The sequence below is a fragment of the Microbacterium sp. SCN 71-21 genome (genome assembly GCF_001725695.1).
GTDB classification, from domain to species: domain Bacteria; phylum Actinomycetota; class Actinomycetes; order Actinomycetales; family Microbacteriaceae; genus Microbacterium; species Microbacterium ginsengisoli.
The window spans coordinates 1-15,434 of sequence record NZ_MEGA01000051.1 but is presented as its reverse complement, the minus strand read 5'-3'; the positions used below and the strand labels follow the sequence as shown (position 1 = coordinate 15,434).

The 15,434-nt window shown below is 71.6% G+C and carries 14 protein-coding genes and 1 pseudogene; 10 read left to right on the top strand and 5 right to left on the bottom strand.

The window, feature by feature from the left end; all coding sequences use genetic code 11:
• From ABT08_RS08810 to ABT08_RS08795, 4 genes and pseudogenes are all read left to right on the top strand, one after another.
• Positions 1 to 355, top strand: a pseudogene (locus ABT08_RS08810) (hypothetical protein); the annotation flags it as partial.
• A gap of 76 nt (positions 356 to 431) precedes the next feature.
• Positions 432 to 1,769 (top strand): cryptochrome/photolyase family protein, encoded by a 1,338-nt coding sequence (locus tag ABT08_RS08805; RefSeq protein WP_288114718.1) that lies wholly within the window; start codon positions 432 to 434, stop codon positions 1,767 to 1,769.
• 52 nt (positions 1,770 to 1,821) lie between these two features.
• On the top strand, positions 1,822 to 2,865 hold the full coding sequence (locus ABT08_RS08800) for an LLM class flavin-dependent oxidoreductase (RefSeq protein ID WP_156454745.1): 1,044 nt from the start codon (positions 1,822 to 1,824) through the stop codon (positions 2,863 to 2,865).
• Positions 2,866 to 2,894: 29 nt separating this feature from the next.
• A complete protein-coding gene (locus ABT08_RS08795; RefSeq protein WP_288114716.1) occupies positions 2,895 to 4,220 on the top strand; it encodes an MFS transporter in 1,326 nt (441 codons plus the stop codon).
• On the opposite strand, the gene pheA is transcribed toward ABT08_RS08795, so the two are convergent.
• Positions 4,148 to 5,113: a prephenate dehydratase gene (gene pheA, locus ABT08_RS08790; RefSeq protein ID WP_235557410.1), complete on the bottom strand. Its 966-nt coding sequence runs from the start codon at positions 5,111 to 5,113 to the stop codon at positions 4,148 to 4,150. The two genes, ABT08_RS08795 and pheA, sit on opposite strands and share 73 nt — an antisense overlap.
• Positions 5,114 to 5,165: 52 nt before the next feature.
• On the opposite strand from pheA, the gene pgm reads away from it, so the two are divergent.
• The 3 genes from pgm to ABT08_RS08775 all read left to right on the top strand — a co-directional run bounded on the left by pgm (position 5,166) and on the right by ABT08_RS08775 (position 8,639).
• Positions 5,166 to 6,806, top strand: a complete 1,641-nt coding sequence (gene pgm / locus ABT08_RS08785; protein WP_056519097.1) for a phosphoglucomutase (alpha-D-glucose-1,6-bisphosphate-dependent) — start codon at positions 5,166 to 5,168, stop codon at positions 6,804 to 6,806.
• Positions 6,807 to 6,876: 70 nt separating this feature from the next.
• The gene (gene galE / locus ABT08_RS08780) at positions 6,877 to 7,863 is read left to right on the top strand and encodes a UDP-glucose 4-epimerase GalE (RefSeq protein WP_273204345.1); all 987 of its coding nucleotides are present in this window, start codon (positions 6,877 to 6,879) and stop codon (positions 7,861 to 7,863) included.
• On the top strand, positions 7,860 to 8,639 hold the full coding sequence (locus ABT08_RS08775; protein WP_056206830.1) for an alpha/beta fold hydrolase: 780 nt from the start codon (positions 7,860 to 7,862) through the stop codon (positions 8,637 to 8,639). The genes galE and ABT08_RS08775 overlap by 4 nt, the downstream gene beginning before the upstream one ends.
• A 56-nt stretch (positions 8,640 to 8,695) precedes the next feature.
• Here ABT08_RS08775 and ABT08_RS08770 read toward each other — a convergent pair whose 3' ends face one another.
• From ABT08_RS08770 to ABT08_RS08755, 4 genes are all read right to left on the bottom strand, one after another.
• Entirely contained in the window at positions 8,696 to 9,685 is a 990-nt protein-coding gene (locus ABT08_RS08770) for an LLM class F420-dependent oxidoreductase (protein ID WP_273204340.1), read from the bottom strand.
• 26 nt (positions 9,686 to 9,711) lie between these two features.
• Positions 9,712 to 10,590, bottom strand: a complete 879-nt coding sequence (locus ABT08_RS08765; RefSeq protein WP_288114711.1) for a DNA-methyltransferase — start codon at positions 10,588 to 10,590, stop codon at positions 9,712 to 9,714.
• Positions 10,569 to 11,618: a lipoate-protein ligase LplAB gene (lplAB, locus tag ABT08_RS08760; protein WP_288114709.1), complete on the bottom strand. Its 1,050-nt coding sequence runs from the start codon at positions 11,616 to 11,618 to the stop codon at positions 10,569 to 10,571. Before lplAB ends, ABT08_RS08765 begins: the two co-directional genes overlap by 22 nt.
• 95 nt (positions 11,619 to 11,713) lie before the next feature.
• A complete protein-coding gene (locus tag ABT08_RS08755) occupies positions 11,714 to 12,562 on the bottom strand; it encodes an alpha/beta fold hydrolase (protein ID WP_056206841.1) in 849 nt (282 codons plus the stop codon).
• Between the two features lie 83 nt (positions 12,563 to 12,645).
• Here ABT08_RS08755 and ABT08_RS08750 point away from each other — a divergent pair, with 83 nt between their 5' ends.
• The 3 genes from ABT08_RS08750 to ABT08_RS08740 form a co-directional block, all read left to right on the top strand.
• Positions 12,646 to 14,232 carry a DHA2 family efflux MFS transporter permease subunit gene (locus tag ABT08_RS08750; protein ID WP_288114707.1) on the top strand — a complete coding sequence of 529 codons (1,587 nt, stop codon included), beginning with the start codon at positions 12,646 to 12,648 and terminating at the stop codon, positions 14,230 to 14,232.
• Positions 14,233 to 14,328: 96 nt separating this feature from the next.
• Positions 14,329 to 14,775 carry a MarR family winged helix-turn-helix transcriptional regulator gene (locus ABT08_RS08745; protein ID WP_045246467.1) on the top strand — a complete coding sequence of 149 codons (447 nt, stop codon included), beginning with the start codon at positions 14,329 to 14,331 and terminating at the stop codon, positions 14,773 to 14,775.
• Positions 14,772 to 15,434 (top strand): MFS transporter (locus ABT08_RS08740; protein ID WP_288114706.1); only part of this gene is annotated, 663 nt, incomplete at its 3' end. The genes ABT08_RS08745 and ABT08_RS08740, both read left to right, overlap by 4 nt.

Sequence of the window (15,434 nt, the reverse complement as noted above, 5' to 3'; positions counted from 1 at the left end):
CACTCCCACTCCCACTCCCACTCCCACTCCCACTCCCACTCCCACGGTGCCGTCAGGAGTCGACGGGTCGACACCGACCGTTCCCGCCACACCGCAGTTCCGCGGCGGGCTGTGGGTCCACGGCGCCACAACCGACAGCCTCTTCTTCGCCGTCGACGTGCCGCCGGGAGCGACGGTGTCGGTCACCGCTCTCGATCGCACCGGCACCGAGGTGTTCCGACTCGGCAGCACGGTCTACGTCTCCGTCGACGGACTCGACCCGATCGCGCTCCGCCTGGCGACCATCACCGTCATCGCGACCGTCGACGGCCGGCTCTCGCGCCCCCTCGTGCTGAACATCGATCAGTTCACGTGAGCGAGCGGCGGGAGGCGGCATCCACTGTCGGTGTCAACCCTCGGCAGCGGCCGCATCTCGGCCGTACGGTCATGGCATGACCTCGATCGTCTGGTTCCGCGACGACCTGCGCCTCGCCGACAACCCCGCCCTGCGCGCGGCCGTCGACCGCAGAGAACCGGTGATCGGCCTCTACGTGCTCGACACATCGGAGGAGGTGCGGCCCCTCGGCGGCGCGGCCCGCTGGTGGCTGCACCACTCGCTCGCCGACCTCGGAGAGCGCCTGCGCGAGCGCGGCGGCGCCCTCGTACTGCGCCGGGGCCGCGCTCGCGAGGTGGTGCCGCAGGTCGTGCAGGATGCCGCGGCATCCGCCGTCTTCTGGAACCGCCGCTACGGCGGACCTGCGCGCGAGATGGACACCGCCCTGAAGGCACGGCTGCGGGACGACGGGGTCGAGGTCGCCTCGTTCGCCGCATCGCTGCTGTTCGAGCCGTGGACGGTGCGCACCGGGTCGGGCGGGCACTACGCCGTCTTCACGCCGTTCTGGCGCGCCTGCCTGAACCTGCCGGCGCCGCGCGCGCCGCTGCCCGAGCCCCGCGAGCTCGTCGCGCCGCAGACGCTCCCCCGAAGCGACGCGCTCGACGACTGGGCGCTGCTGCCGACGAACCCCGACTGGGCGGGCGGGCTGCGCGAGACGTGGGAGCCGGGCGAGATCGCCGCGCGCCGGCGCCTTGCGCAGTTCCTCGCCGACGACGTGGACGACTACGACCGTGCGCGCGACGAGCCGGCCGCCGGCGTCACCTCGGGGCTGTCGCCGCGGCTGCGGTGGGGTGAGCTGAGCCCGCACCAGGTGTGGCATGCGGCCGCGGCATCCGGGAAGGACACCGGGCGGTTCCTCTCGGAGATCGGCTGGCGCGAGTTCGCCTGGCACACCCTCTTCCACGCCCCCGACCTGCACACCGAGAACCTGCGGCGCGAGTTCGATGCCTTCCCCTGGCCGCGACCGCATCCGGCGGCGCTGCACGCCTGGCAGCACGGCCGCACCGGCATCGCCCTGGTCGATGCCGGCATGCGGGAGCTGTGGCACACCGGGGTCATGCACAACCGGGTGCGGATGGTTGCGGCATCATTCCTCATCAAGAACCTGCTCATCGACTGGCGGCGCGGCGAGGAGTGGTTCTGGGACACACTCGTCGACGCCGACGAGGCGGCGAACCCGTTCAACTGGCAGTGGGTCGCGGGCTCCGGTGCCGACGCGGCACCGTACTTCCGCATCTTCAACCCCGAGACCCAGGCGCAGAAGTTCGACCCGCAGCACCGCTACATCGACCGCTGGGCGCCCGATTGGGCCGACGTGCCGCCGCTCGTCGACCTCGGCGACACGCGGCGCGCCGCCCTGGCGGCCTACGACGAGGTGAAGCGCTCCCGCGCCTGACGGCACGGGCGGCCGGGGAATGGATGCCGCGGCCTCCCCGTTGCAGCACACGATGAGCACCGCCCTTTCCGTCCTCGACCTCGTGCCCGTGCGCACCCACCAGACGAGCGCCGCGGCGGTCGCGGCATCCCTCTCGCTCGCCCACCGCGCCGACGAGCTCGGCTACACGCGCTACTGGTTCGCCGAGCACCACAACATGCCGGCCGTCGCCTCGACGACGCCGCCCGTGCTGATCGCCGCGGCCGCGGCCCGCACGTCGCGCATCCGGGTGGGTTCGGGCGGCGTCATGCTTCCCAACCACTCGCCGCTCGTCGTCGCCGAGCAGTTCGCGGCGCTCGAGGCCCTCGCGCCCGGCCGCATCGACCTCGGAATCGGGCGCGCGCCCGGCAGCGACCCGGTCATCACCCAGCTGCTGCACCGCTCGGGCACGACGAGCGACGTGGAGCGCTTCCCCGACCACATCCGCGACATCCTCTCGATCACGAGCCCGCAGGGCGCGACCGTGCAGTTCACCTCTGGTGGCACGTACGGTGTGACCGCCACCCCGGCCGCGACGTCGCAACCGCAGGTGTGGCTGCTCGGGTCGAGCGACTACTCGGCGCAGCTCGCCGCCTCGATGGGCCTGCCGTACGTGTTCGCCAACCACTTCTCGGGCGACGGCCTCGAGCGCGCCCTGTCGCTGTACCGCGAGCAGTACCAACCGAGCGAGCAGCACCCGGCACCCGTGACCTTCCTCACCGCCAACATCGTCGCGGCCGACACCGCGGACGAGGCAGCGGCACGCGCGCTGCCGCAGATCCGCATGATGGCGCGGCTGCGCTCGGGCCGCCCTCTCATCGCCCTCGAGACGGTCGAGCAGGCGGCCGCCGCCGAGGCCGAGGACGGCCTGTCGGCGCCTTTCCGGGCGTGGGCGGAATCGACCTGGTTCATCGGCGACGGCGACGACGTGCGCCGCCGCCTCTCCGATTTCGCGGCGCGACACGGGCTCGACGAGGTCATGATCTCGCCCGTCGCGGGCGCCCACGACGACGAGCCGATGGATGCCGCACCCGGCCGTGCCCGCACCCTCGAGCTGCTCGCGCCGCTCGCCGCGTGAGCAGCTCCCTCGCCCTCTAGGGTGATGCCGTGGGCGGCGAGCGCGGGAGGGGATTCGGCGGGGCCGTCGTGCGGGCATCGCTGCCGAACCTCGCCCAGTGGCTGAATCTGTACGCCTACGCGACGTTCGCGCCCTACTTCCGTCACGAGTTCTTCGCCGCCGACGACGCGCACGCCCTCGTGTTCGTCTACGGCGCGTTCGCCCTCGCATTCGCCGCACGCCCGCTCGGCTCGTGGCTGTTCGGGCGCCTCGCCGACCGCCGCGGCCGAGCCCGGGCGCTGCGCGCCAGCGTGCTGCTCATGGCCGTGTGCACGCTCGTCCTCGCCCTGAGCCCGACGCACGCCGCGATCGGCGCGGGAGCCGCGGTCGTGCTGCTCGTCGCGAGCCTCGTTCAGGGCATCGCCGCGGGCGGCGAGTACGCGGCATCCGCCGTCTACCTCGCCGAACTCGCCCCCGCCGGCCGCCGCGGCCTGTTCTCCTCGCTGCAGAGCGCGACCATCGTCGGCGGCCAGGTGCTCGCCCAGGCGGCCCTGCTGGTCCTCCTCGTCACCGTCGACCGGCCCGCGATCGCGGCGTGGGGCTGGCGCGCCGTGTTCGCGGTCGCGGCCCTGGCCGCCGCCGCCTCGCTCCTCGCGATCCCGCGCCGCGCAGAGAACGCCGCCCGCGCTCAGGGCGGATCGATGCGCGTGCTGCTGCGCGAGCACGCCGGGGCGCTCGTCTGGGTCATCCTCATGACGGCGGGCGGCACCGTCGTCTTCTACACCGATACCGTCACCCTCCCGACCCTCGCCCGCGACAGCGCCTTCGCGACCGGCGGGGCCGCGGCCGAGACGGCGGCCGCGGCATCCGTTCTCGTGGCCCTCGTCGTGCTCATGCTGCTGCAGCCGATCGGCGGCGCGCTGAGCGACCGCATCGGCTGGCGGGCGCTGCTCGTCTTCTTCGGCGTCGGCGCGCTCGTGACGACGGTGCCGCTGCTGTGGCTCGTGCCGCAGACGTCGTCACCGTGGACTCTGCTCGGGCTGCTCGTCGGCGGCTTCGTCGCGCTCGCCGGCTACCTGTCGGTCAACACGGTCGCCAAGGCGGAGGCGTTCCCACCCGAGGTGCGTGCTCTGGGCGTCGGGTTCGGGTACGCGATCGCCAACTCGCTCTTCGGCGGCACGGCGCCCATGATCTATCACGCGAGCGCGGCGGGCGGCGGGACCCTGGGGTTCACCGGCTACGTGCTCGTACTCGTCGCGGTGAGCACGGTCGTGTACGTGTTCTTCACGCCGCGGCGGGCGGGTCAGTCCTCCGGCTCGCCGCTCACGAGCCCGCGCAGCCAGTCCCGCGCCTCGACGAACACCTCGTCGGAGTAGCGGTCGGGGTAGTGCACGATCGCGCGGTCCGCTCGGGCGTACGACCCGAGGAAGATCACCTTCGGGCTGAACCGGCGCAGGCCCATGAGCGCGTCGGCCATGCGCTCATCACGGATGTGCCCATCGGCGTCGATCACGAAGCGGTAGCGGCCCAGCTCGTCGCCCACCGGACGCGAGGCCAGCAGCGAGAGGTTGATGCCACGGGTGGCGAACTGCTCGAGAAGCTCGAGCAGCGCGCCGGGGTGGTCCTCGGGGAGCTCGACGATGAGCGAGGTCTTGTCGGCACCCGTCGGCGCCGGCGGTGCGACCGTGCGGCTGACCAGCACGAACCGGGTCACGGCGTTGGGGTTGTCGCCGATGTCCTCGGCGAGCACCTCGAGTTCGTGATGCTCGGTGATGCCCGGCGGGGCGATGGCCGCGTCCGCGGGACTCGACCCGTCGAGCAGCCCCAGCGCGCTGGCCACATTGCTCGCCGCGGGAAGGTGCGCGTGCGCCGGAAGGGTCTCGCTCAACCAGCGCAGGCTCTGCGCGTAGGCGACCGGGTGGGCCGCGATCAGCGACACGTCCTCGAGCCGGCTGCCGGGGCGGCCGACCAGCACGAAACGCACCGGGACGAGGTATTCGCCCACGATGCGCAGGCCCGGCGTCGTCGCGAGGGCATCCTGCGCGGTGGAGACGCCACCGTCGACCGAGTTCTCGATCGCGATCATCGCTGCGTCGGACCGCCCCTCGACCACGTCGGCAAGCGCCTCGCCCACATTGCGCACGGGGCGCCACACGTGCTCGCGCGCCTCCGGCACCTGAGCGAGGGCGGCCTCCGTGAAGGTTCCGGCGGGGCCGAGGTAGCTGTAGGTGCGGCGAGGGGCATCGGCCTCGGGCGCGTCGATCGTCACGGGGACAAAGCCTAGCCGCGCAGAACATGCGCGCGGGTGTCAGACTGTGCGCATGAGCCGCGCTGGACAGCCCGCCGAAGCATCCGATCTGATCGACGTCGATGAACTGATCTCCGCCTACTACGACCGCATCCCCGACCCGACCGTGCCGGAGCAGCGGGTCGCCTTCGGCACCAGCGGGCACCGCGGCTCGAGCCTGTCGACGAGCTTCACCGAGACCCACATCCTCGCGACCACCCAGGCGATCGTCGACTACCGCGCCGCGCAGGGCATCGCCGGGCCCCTCTTCCTCGGGCGCGACACCCACGGCCTGAGCCTTCCCGCCGAGCGCACCGCCATCGAAGTGCTGGTCGCGAACGGCGTCGACGTGCGCGTCGACTCCCGCGACTCATGGGTGCCGACCCCGGCACTCAGCCACGCCATCCTCACCTACAACCGGGGCCGCGAGGACTCCGACCCGGGTCGAGCGGACGGCATCGTCGTCACCCCGAGCCACAACCCGCCCCGCGACGGCGGCTTCAAGTACAACCCGCCCCACGGCGGTCCCGCCGACACCGACGCGACCGGATGGATCGCCGACCGCGCGAACGCCCTCATCGCCGACGGGCTCGAGGGCGTGCGCCGCACGCGCTACTCCGACATCGACGGCGACGCGCTCGGCGAGTACGACTTCCGTGAGGCGTACGTGCGCGACCTCGACTCGATCATCGACATCGCCGCCATCAAGAAGGCCGGCGTCCGCATCGGCGCCGACCCGCTGGGCGGGGCCTCGGTCGACTACTGGGCGCTGATCGCCGAGCACTACGGGATCGACCTCACCGTCGTGAACCCCGAGGTCGACCCCACCTGGAGGTTCATGACCCTCGACTGGGACGAGAAGATCCGGATGGACCCCTCCTCCCCCTCGGCGATGGCCTCGCTCGTCGCCCGCCGCGACGAGTACGACCTGCTCACCGGCAACGACGCCGATGCCGACCGCCACGGCATCGTCACCCCCGACGCGGGTCTCATGAACCCGAACCACTACCTGGCAGTCGCGATCGACTACCTGTTCTCGCACCGTCCCGGCTGGTCGGATGCCGCGGCCGTCGGCAAGACGCTCGTCTCGTCGATGATCATCGACCGTGTGGTCGAGGCGCTCGGCCGCGACCTGTACGAGGTGCCGGTCGGGTTCAAGTGGTTCGTACCGGGCCTGCTCGACGGGTCGGTCGCGTTCGGCGGCGAGGAGTCGGCGGGCGCATCGTTCCTGCGCATGGACGGCAGCGTCTGGACGACCGACAAGGACGGCATCCTGCTGTGCCTGCTCGCCGCCGAGATCCTCGCGGTCACCGGGAAGACCCCGTCGCAGCGCTACGCCGAGCTCGAGGAGACCTACGGGTCGTCGGTCTACCAACGCGTGGATGCCGCGGCCACCCCGTCCCAGAAGGCGGCGCTCGCGAAGCTCGCCCCCGACGCGGTCACCGCGACCACCCTCGCCGGCGAGGAGATCGTGGCGAAGCTCTCGCACGCGCCCGGCAATGGTGCGGCGATCGGCGGGCTGAAGGTCGTCACCGAGCACGCCTGGTTCGCAGCGCGCCCGTCGGGCACGGAGGACGTCTACAAGCTCTACGCCGAGTCGCTGCGCGGAGAGGCGCACCTGCGCGAGGTGCAGGAGCAGGCGCGCGAGGTCGTCACGGCCGCGCTCGGCGGCTGAGCCGCGGCATCCGTCTGAGCGCAGCACCGGCGCGGACGCGAGCACCGGGCGCGCCTGCCAGGATGGACGCATGAGCTGGCTTGTCACCGGCGGTGCCGGATACATCGGTGCCCACATCGTCCGCGCCCTCGCCACCGACGGGCTGACCCCCGTCGTGCTCGACGACCTGTCGAGCGGCGTCGCCTCCTTCGTGCCCGACGGCGTCGCGTTCGTGCGGGGCTCGATCCTCGACCGCGAGCTGGTCGAGAGCGCGTTGCGGGATCATGACGTGACGGGGGTCATCCACGTCGCCGGCTACAAGTACGCGGGCGTCTCCGTGCAGCGTCCCCTGCACACGTACGAGCAGAACGTCGACGGCACGCGTGTCGTGCTCGCCGCGATGGCGGCGGCGAACGTCACCAACCTCGTGTTCTCGTCGAGCGCCGCCGTCTACGGCACCCCCGACGTTCCGCTCGTCACCGAGGACCTGCCCAAACGCCCCGCGTCGCCCTACGGCGAGTCGAAGCTGATCGGCGAGTGGCTGATCCGTGACCAGGGGATCGCGACGGCCGGGACGGAGCATCCGCTGCGGCACACCTCTCTGCGCTACTTCAACGTCGTCGGATCGGGCGACCCGAGCGTGTACGACGTGAGCCCCCACAACCTGTTCCCGATCGTCTTCGAGAAGCTGATCGCCGGCGAGGTGCCCCGCATCAACGGTGACGACTACGACACCCCGGACGGCACGAACGTGCGCGACTATGTGCACGTCGCGGACATCGCCTCAGCCCATGTCGTCGCCGCGCGACGACTGGCCGCCGGAGAACCGGTCGAGCCGGCCTACAACCTCGGCTCCCAGAACGGCCTGTCGGTCAAGGAGATCATGACCGCCGTGGCCCGCGTGACGGGCGTCGACTTCGCCCCCGAGATCGGGCCGCGGCGCAGCGGCGACCCCGATCGCATCGTCGCGACCGGAGACCTGGCCGCACGCGACCTCGACTGGCGCATGCGCTACACCGTCGATGAGATGGTGCGCTCGGGCTGGGACGCCCGCCGCGCGGCGACCGCGCCCGCGTGAGCGACCGCGCCGGTGTCGTCACCACCGCCGACGGCGCCGACCTCGTCTGGCGTCAGACCGGCGCCGGGACGCGCGAACTGCTGCTGATCGCCGGCCAAGGGGTGAGCGCGACGTCGTGGGATCCGGTGCTGCCCGCACTCACCGCTGTCGGGCGAGTCACTGTCTACGATCACCGCGGGATCGGCGGGAGCTCGGTGGGCGAGGCGGCCGAATGGTCGACGCGGTCGCTCGCCCGCGATGCGGCCACCGTGATCGAGGCACTCGACATCGCGCCCGCGGCGGTGATCGGGCACTCGATGGGGGGCCGGGTCGCGCAGTGGCTCGCCATCGATCGCCCGGAGCTCGTCGACCGGCTCGTGCTGGTGTCGACGACGGGCGGCGATGCGCGGGGGATGCGCCGAGAGGATGCCGCCACCTCCGCGCTCGCGAACGGCACCGGCGATGTGCTCGCGCCCTATTTCTTCTCCGACGCCTACATCGCCGACAATCCACAAGCGATCTCGCTGTTCACCCGCCGCGACGCGGCGATCCCGGTGCGCCGGGGCCACTTCCAGGCGTCGTCGACGCACGACGCGTGGGATGAGCTCGCGCGCATCACGGCGCCCACGCTCGTCGTGCACGGCGCCGACGACCGCATCACGCCTCCCGAGAACGGGCGGCGTGTGGCGGCATCCGTGCCCGGCGCCACCCTGGTCGAGGTGCCCGGCGCCCGTCACGCCCCGCAGCTCGACACCGAGGCCGCCCTCACGGCGATCGTCGACTTCGTGCGCGGCTGAGCGCCGACCGGGCGCCGCCCGCACGGCGCCGGCAGGCCGTGCCCGGCGCCGCCGCGTCAGCGCAGGGCCGGCACGACCTCGCGCTCGAACAGGTCGACGCCGGTGCGGTCGTAGGCGTGCTCGGGGAAGTAGTGGATCGCGTACGCAAGTCCCTCGGCCTGCAGCGCGCGCAGCCGCTCGACGATCGTCGCGGGCGTGCCCACGAGCGCCGCGCCCGAGCGGTATTCGGCCATGTAGCCGCCGATCGCGTCACCGAGGTAGGGCGCGAGCCGCGCCTCGATCGCGTCGAGTCGGTCGGCGACCTCCGCATCGGTCGCCGCGACGACGGTCGAGAAGTTGGCGCTCAGCGTGATCTCGCGCGGGTCGCGCCCGATCGCTGCGCAGTGAGAATGCAGGATGTCGCGCTTGCGCACGAATGTCTCGGGATCGGAGCTGAAGTTCGTGTACTGCGCGTGCTTCGCGGCGATCTTCAGCGTGACCTTCTCGCCGCCGCCGGCGACCCACAACGGGATGCCGCCCTGCTGCAGCGGAAGCGGGCGCACGATCGCGCCGTCGACCTGGTACTCGCGACCCGAGAACGTGACCTCGCCGTCCCGCCACGCACGCGTCATGATCTCCACGCCCTCGCCGAGCTGACGCAGTCGCTGCGGGGCATCCGGGAATCCGTAGCCGTATGCGCGCCATTCGTGCTCGTACCAGCCGGCGCCGATGCCCATCTCGAGACGCCCGCCCGAGATCACATCGACCGTCGCGGCGACCTTGGCGAGGTAGGCCGGATTGCGGTAGCCGGTGCACGTGCACATCTGGCCGAGACGGATGCGGCCGGTCGAGGCCGCGAACGCCGACATCAGCGTCCACGCCTCGTGGGTGGCCTCCTCGCTCGGCACCGGAACGGTGTGGAAGTGGTCGTAGACCCAGATGGACTCCCAGGCGGTGCCCTCGTCCGCGCGCTGCGCGAGCGAGGCCATCACCCGCCAATGGTCCGCGGGATCGATGTCGACGAGGTCGTGACGCCAGCCTTGGGGGATGAAGATTCCGAAACGCACCGAACCAGGTTAGGGCCGGGCGCCGCTCATGGCACGTCGGTCGCGAGGCGGGCCCGGGGCATCCGCGCCCTCATCACCGCGATCGCCTCGGGGTTGTCGTCGACGAGCACCGCGTGGCGGCCGAGGGCCGCGGCCACCGCCCCGGTCGTTCCGCTGCCGGCGAAGAGGTCGAGAACGGTGTCGCCCGGCCGGCTGGATGCCGCGACGATCCGCCGCAGCACCCCCTCGGGCTTCTGCGTGGGATACCCGGTCTTCTCCCGCCCGGTCGTCGGCACGATCGTGTGCCACCAGACGTCCGTCGGGAGCTTGCCGCGCGCGGCCTTCTCGGGGGTGACGAGCCCGGGCGCCATGTAGGGCTCACGGTCGACCGCGTCGGCGTCGAACCAGTACCGGGCGGGATCCTTCACGTAGACGAGGATCGTGTCGTGCTTGGGCGGCCAGCGGCGGCGCGTCTTGCCGCCGTAGTCGTAGGCCCAGACGATCTCGTTGAGGAAGTGGTCGCGACCGACGAGGGCATCGAGCAGCACCTTCGCGTAGTGCACCTCGCGGTAGTCGAGGTGGAGGTACAGCGTGCCGTCGTCGGCGAGCAGCCGCCACGCCTCGACGAGCCGCGGCTCGAGGAACCCCCAGTAGTCGTCAAACCTGTCGTCGTAGGTGCGCAGGTCGCCGCGGAGCCGCTCATAGTCGCGACCGTGGAAGCCGCGGCGGGTCGCGGCATCCGTCTCACCCTCGGCGTCGCGCGCCCACGTCACCGTCTCGACGGCACGGGTGCGTTCGCGCCCGGTGTTGAACGGCGGGTCGAGGTAGACGACGGTGAAGGCGCCGGCCGGCAATGAGCGTGCGACCTCGAGGTTGTCGCCCTGATGGATGACGACGTCGCCGGTCACGGCACCCGGTGCAGCCATGCGTCCGTCGCGAACTTCGACGCGACGAGCGCCTCGGCCTCGGCGTATTCCTCTTCGGTGATATGTCCGGCGTGGGCGCCGTAGAGGTTTGTGAAGGTGTCGATGAAGCGGTCGATGATCTCCTCGCGCGACAGCCCCGTCTGGCTCCGCAGCGGGTCGACGCGCTTGGCCGCCGAGACCGTGCCCTTGTCGCTCAGCTTCTCCCGGCCGATGCGCAGCACCTCGGTCATCACCTGGCCGTCCATGTCGTAGCTGAGGGTCGCGTGATGCAGCACGCCGCCGTTCGCGAGCCGCTTCTGCGCGGCGCCGCCGATCTTCCCGTGCGGGCCGGTGATGTCGTTGAGGGGCTGGTAGACCGCGTCGATGCCGAGTGAGCGCAGCGCCACGAGCACCCAGTCGTCGAGGAACGCGTAGGAGTCGGCGAACGTCATGCCCGCCACGAGCGTCGCCGGCACGTAGAGCGAGTACGTCACGATCGAGTTCGCGCCCATGAGCATCGCGCCGCCGCCCGAGATGCGGCGCACGACATCGAAGCCGTGACGCGCGGCGCCCGCCGGATCGACCTCGTTGCGCAGCGACTGGAATGAGCCGATCACGACGGCCGACTCGTCCCACTCCCACAGGCGCAGGGTGGGAGCGCGGCGCCCATCGCCGACGCGGGTCGTGAGCACCTCGTCGAGCGCGAGGTTCATGCGCGGCGACACCGGTCCGTCGTGCACCACCTCCCAGTCGAAGTCCTTCCGGCCCGGAGCCCGCACGAGCGCCCGGCGCACGACGGTGCCGATCGACTCGGGCGTGAAGCCGAGCAGCTGGGCTCCCTCGGGAAGGGCCGATCGCACCGCCTGCGCGATGGCCGCGGCATCCGTCTCTTCGGGGAGGCCGTTCAGCGCGGCGTCGATCGAGGCGAGCGCATCGTCGGGCTCGAGGAAGAAGTCGCCCGCGACGTGGGCGTTCGCGATGCGGCCGTGTTCGACGTCGAGGTCGACGACGACCAGCTTGCCCCCCGGGACCTTGTACTCACCGTGCACGGCTCTCAGCCTAGAACGACGACGGATGCCGCGGCCCGCCGGTCGCGCCCGCGGCTCGGCGATCGGCCCCGGGCGCCGATGTCAGGTGCCCCGCGTCAGTCGCGGGCCGCGAAGCGCCGGTCGAGCCAGGCGAGCAGGTCGCCGCGGACGTCCTGCTGCATGACCTCGTTGAAGATCTCGTGACGACCGCCGGGGTAGACGAGCGTGGTCACGTCGGTGAAGCCCGAGCGGCTGCGATAGGCGTCGGCGAGCTTGTGCACGCTGCGGGGTCCGCCGACGGTGTCCTCCTTGCCCACCAGGAGAAGGGTCGGGATGTCGCGACCGAGGTTCTTGCGCGGACGCCCGAACAGCCGTGCGGCGTCGATCACACCGAACAGGCGCAGCAGTGGCACCGAGACGGTGAGCGGGTCGTCGAGGAACGCCTGGCCGACAGCCGGGTCGCTCGAGAGCCACTCCGTGCCGTTGGCGGTCGACGCCTTCCACGGCGCGTTGAGGTCGCCGGCGTTGAGGGTGCCCGGCAGGCGCAGCGCCGACCCGGAGAGCACGAGCGCGTCGTACGCGTCGGGGTGCTCGTTGACGAGGATCTGCGCGAGGAACGAGCCCCACGAGTGCCCGAGCAGCACGAGCGGCAGGTCGGGGTTCTCGCGCCGGATGATGCCGGTGAGCTGCCACACGGCGGCGACCGCAGCGGGGTGGCCGCCGGCGCCGAGGTGGCCGAGTTTGGCGTGATCGCCCCACTGCTGCAGTCCGGTACGGCCGTGGCCGCGGTGATCGTCGGCGTAGACGATGTAGCCGTCGGCGGTCAGCGCGTCGATGAGGGCGCCGTACCGGCCGGCGTGCTCGCCGACGCCATGCAGCAGCTGCACGACGGCGCGCGGGGTGGTGACGGCGGGGTGGTGGTCGTAGACGACGGTGACGCCGTGTGCATCGACGAACGCGGGCATGTGCCGAGTCTAGGGACGGGTGTGGGCGGCCAGCGACAGGCGTAGTCTTCGCATGACTGAAGTTCGCTAGAAAAGAGAGCTAAATGGCCGATCTTGCCCGCCGCCGCTGGTTCGGACTCGTCTTCATCAGCCTCGCCGTCGCGCTCATCATCGTCGACTCCACGATCGTGAACGTGGCGATCCCCTCGATCGTCGACGAGCTCGGCATCACGTCGACCCAGGTGCAGTGGGTGCAGGAGGCCTACACCCTCGTGTTCGCGTCGCTGCTGCTGATGTTCGGCAGCCTCGCCGATCGCTTCGGTCGCCGGAGGATGCTGCTCATCGGCGTCGTGATCTTCGCCCTCTCCTCTCTCGTCGCCGCCCTCAGCCCGTCGGGCGACGCACTCATCGCCGCGCGACTCCTGCAGGGGGTCGGCGGCGCGATGATGCTGCCGTCGACGCTCTCGCTGCTGAACGCCACCTTCCGCGGCCGCGAGCGCGGGATCGCGTTCGCGGTCTGGGGTTCGACCATCGGCGGCATGGCCGCCGTCGGACCCCTCCTCGGCGGCTGGCTGACCACCGACTTCTCGTGGCGCTGGGCGTTCGGCATCAACATCCCGTTCGCCGTCGTGATCGTCATCGGCGTGCTGCTCACGATCGCCGAATCGCGCGAGACCCGCACCGGCGGCCTCGACATCGTCGGTGCGGCCCTGTCGGTCGTGCTGTTCGGCGCCCTCGTGTTCGGGCTCATCGAGGGCCGCACCTACGGCTGGTGGACGACCGACCAGCAGCTGCGGATCGGCGGCGTCACGTGGACGTGGGGCGTCTCGCCCATCCCCTTCGCCTTCGCCCTCGCGGCGCTCGCGCTCCTCGCGTTCCTCGTCTGGGAGGTCCGGCGCTCACGGCAGGGGCACGGCACTCTGCTCGAGCTGTCGCTGTTCCGCATCTCGTCGTTCCGCAACGGCAACGTCGCCGCGATGGTCGTCTCCCTCGGCGAGTTCGGCATCATCCTCTCCCTCCCCCTGTGGCTGCAGTTCGTGCTCGGCTTCGACGCCCTGCAGACAGGTCTCGTGCTGCTCGCCCTCGCCGTCGGCTCGTTCGTGGCGAGCGGGTTCGCCGGCGCGACGAGCGGTCGCGTGTCGCCCGCGACGATCGTGCGCATCGGCATCGGGCTCGAGATCATCGGCATCGCCGCGGTCGGCTGGGTCGTCGCACCGGATGCCGCGTGGGGCTGGTTACTGCCGGCGCTGTTCGTCTACGGCATGGGCGTGGGGCTCGCCACCGCGCAGCTGACCGGCGTGGTGCTGCAGGATGTGCCGGTCGAACTGTCCGGGCAGGGGTCGGGCACGCAGTCGACCTCGCGCCAGGTGGGCTCCGCGCTCGGCATCGCGATCCTCGGCACGGTGCTGTTCACCTCGACGGCGGGCATCCTCGGCGCGAAGCTCGACGACGCCGGCGTGCCATCGGCGCAGCGCGACCAGATCGTGAGCGTCGTCGTCGACTCCGCCGGCGGGGCGATCGCGGGACTCGCCGAGAACCCGCAGACGGCGGCGATCGCCGACGATGCGAAGGCGGCTCTCTCCGAGGGCACCCGCCTCTCCGCCTTCTCGGCGGCCGGGTTCCTCGCGATCGGCCTGCTCGCGACGATCGCACTCGGACGCCGCCGCGACCCGGAGACCGCCGCGGGCTGACCGACGCCCTGCCGCGTGACCGCGTTCCGGGCGCTGAGGCGCGATGCGCCGTTGAGATTTACTTAGCATGGCTAATTTGTTAGGCTAACGATCACGATGACCAGCCCCGAGGATGCCCCCGCCCCCGAGCTGTCGGCCGCGGCATCCGATCTGCGGATGGCCACGTTCCGGCTCGCCCGACGCCTGCGCGCGCAGCGCGCCGTCGACACCATGAGCGACGGGCAGTTCGCGGTGCTCGCGGCACTCAAGATGCACGGGCTGCACACCCTCGGTGAGCTCGCCGACCGCGAACGCGTCACCGCACCGTCGATGAACCGCACCGTCAACGGCCTCGAGGAGGCCGGTTACCTCACCCGCACCACCGACGACGACGACCGCCGCAAGGTGAACATCGAGCTCACCCCCGCGGGTCGCGAGGTCGTGGAGGAGACCGTGCGCCGCCGCGACGCCTGGCTCGAATCGGTGCTCGCCGACCTCGACGAGGACGAGCGCGAGGTGCTCGCCCGCGCCGCCGCCCTCATGCGACGGGTGGCAGAGCGATGAGCGCCATGTTCCGGTCGCTCTCGGTCTACAACTACCGACTGTGGTTCAGCGGCGCCCTCATCTCCAACATCGGCGCGTGGATGCAGTCCACCGCACAGGACTGGGTCGTGCTCACGCAGCTGACGAACCACGACGCGACGGCCATGGGCATCACCATGGCGCTGCAGTTCGGCCCCCCGCTGCTGCTGGTCGGCGTCACCGGCTGGGTCGCCGATCGTTTCGACCGACGCCGCCTGCTCTACGTCACCCAGACCCTGCTGGCGATGCTCGCGGTGACGGTCGGCGTGCTGCTGCTCACGCACGTCCTGACCCTGCCGCTCATGTGGGTCTTCGCCCTCGCGCTCGGCGTCGTGAACGCGTTCGACGCCCCGGCACGCCAGGCATTCGTCTCCGACGTCGTCGCACGCGAGAACGCATCGAACGCGGTCGCACTCAACTCGGCGTCGTTCAACATGGCCCGCCTGATCGGCCCGGGCGTCGGCGGCATCCTCATCGTGATGGTCGGCACCGGCTGGATGTTCCTCATCAACGCGGCCACCTTCGTCGCCATGCTCCTCGCCCTCTCGCTGATGCGCCCCGGCGAGCTCGTGCCGCGCGTGCGCGAGCCGGGAGCCGCACGCCTCGCCGACGGCTTCCGCTACGTCGCGGGCCGCCCCGAC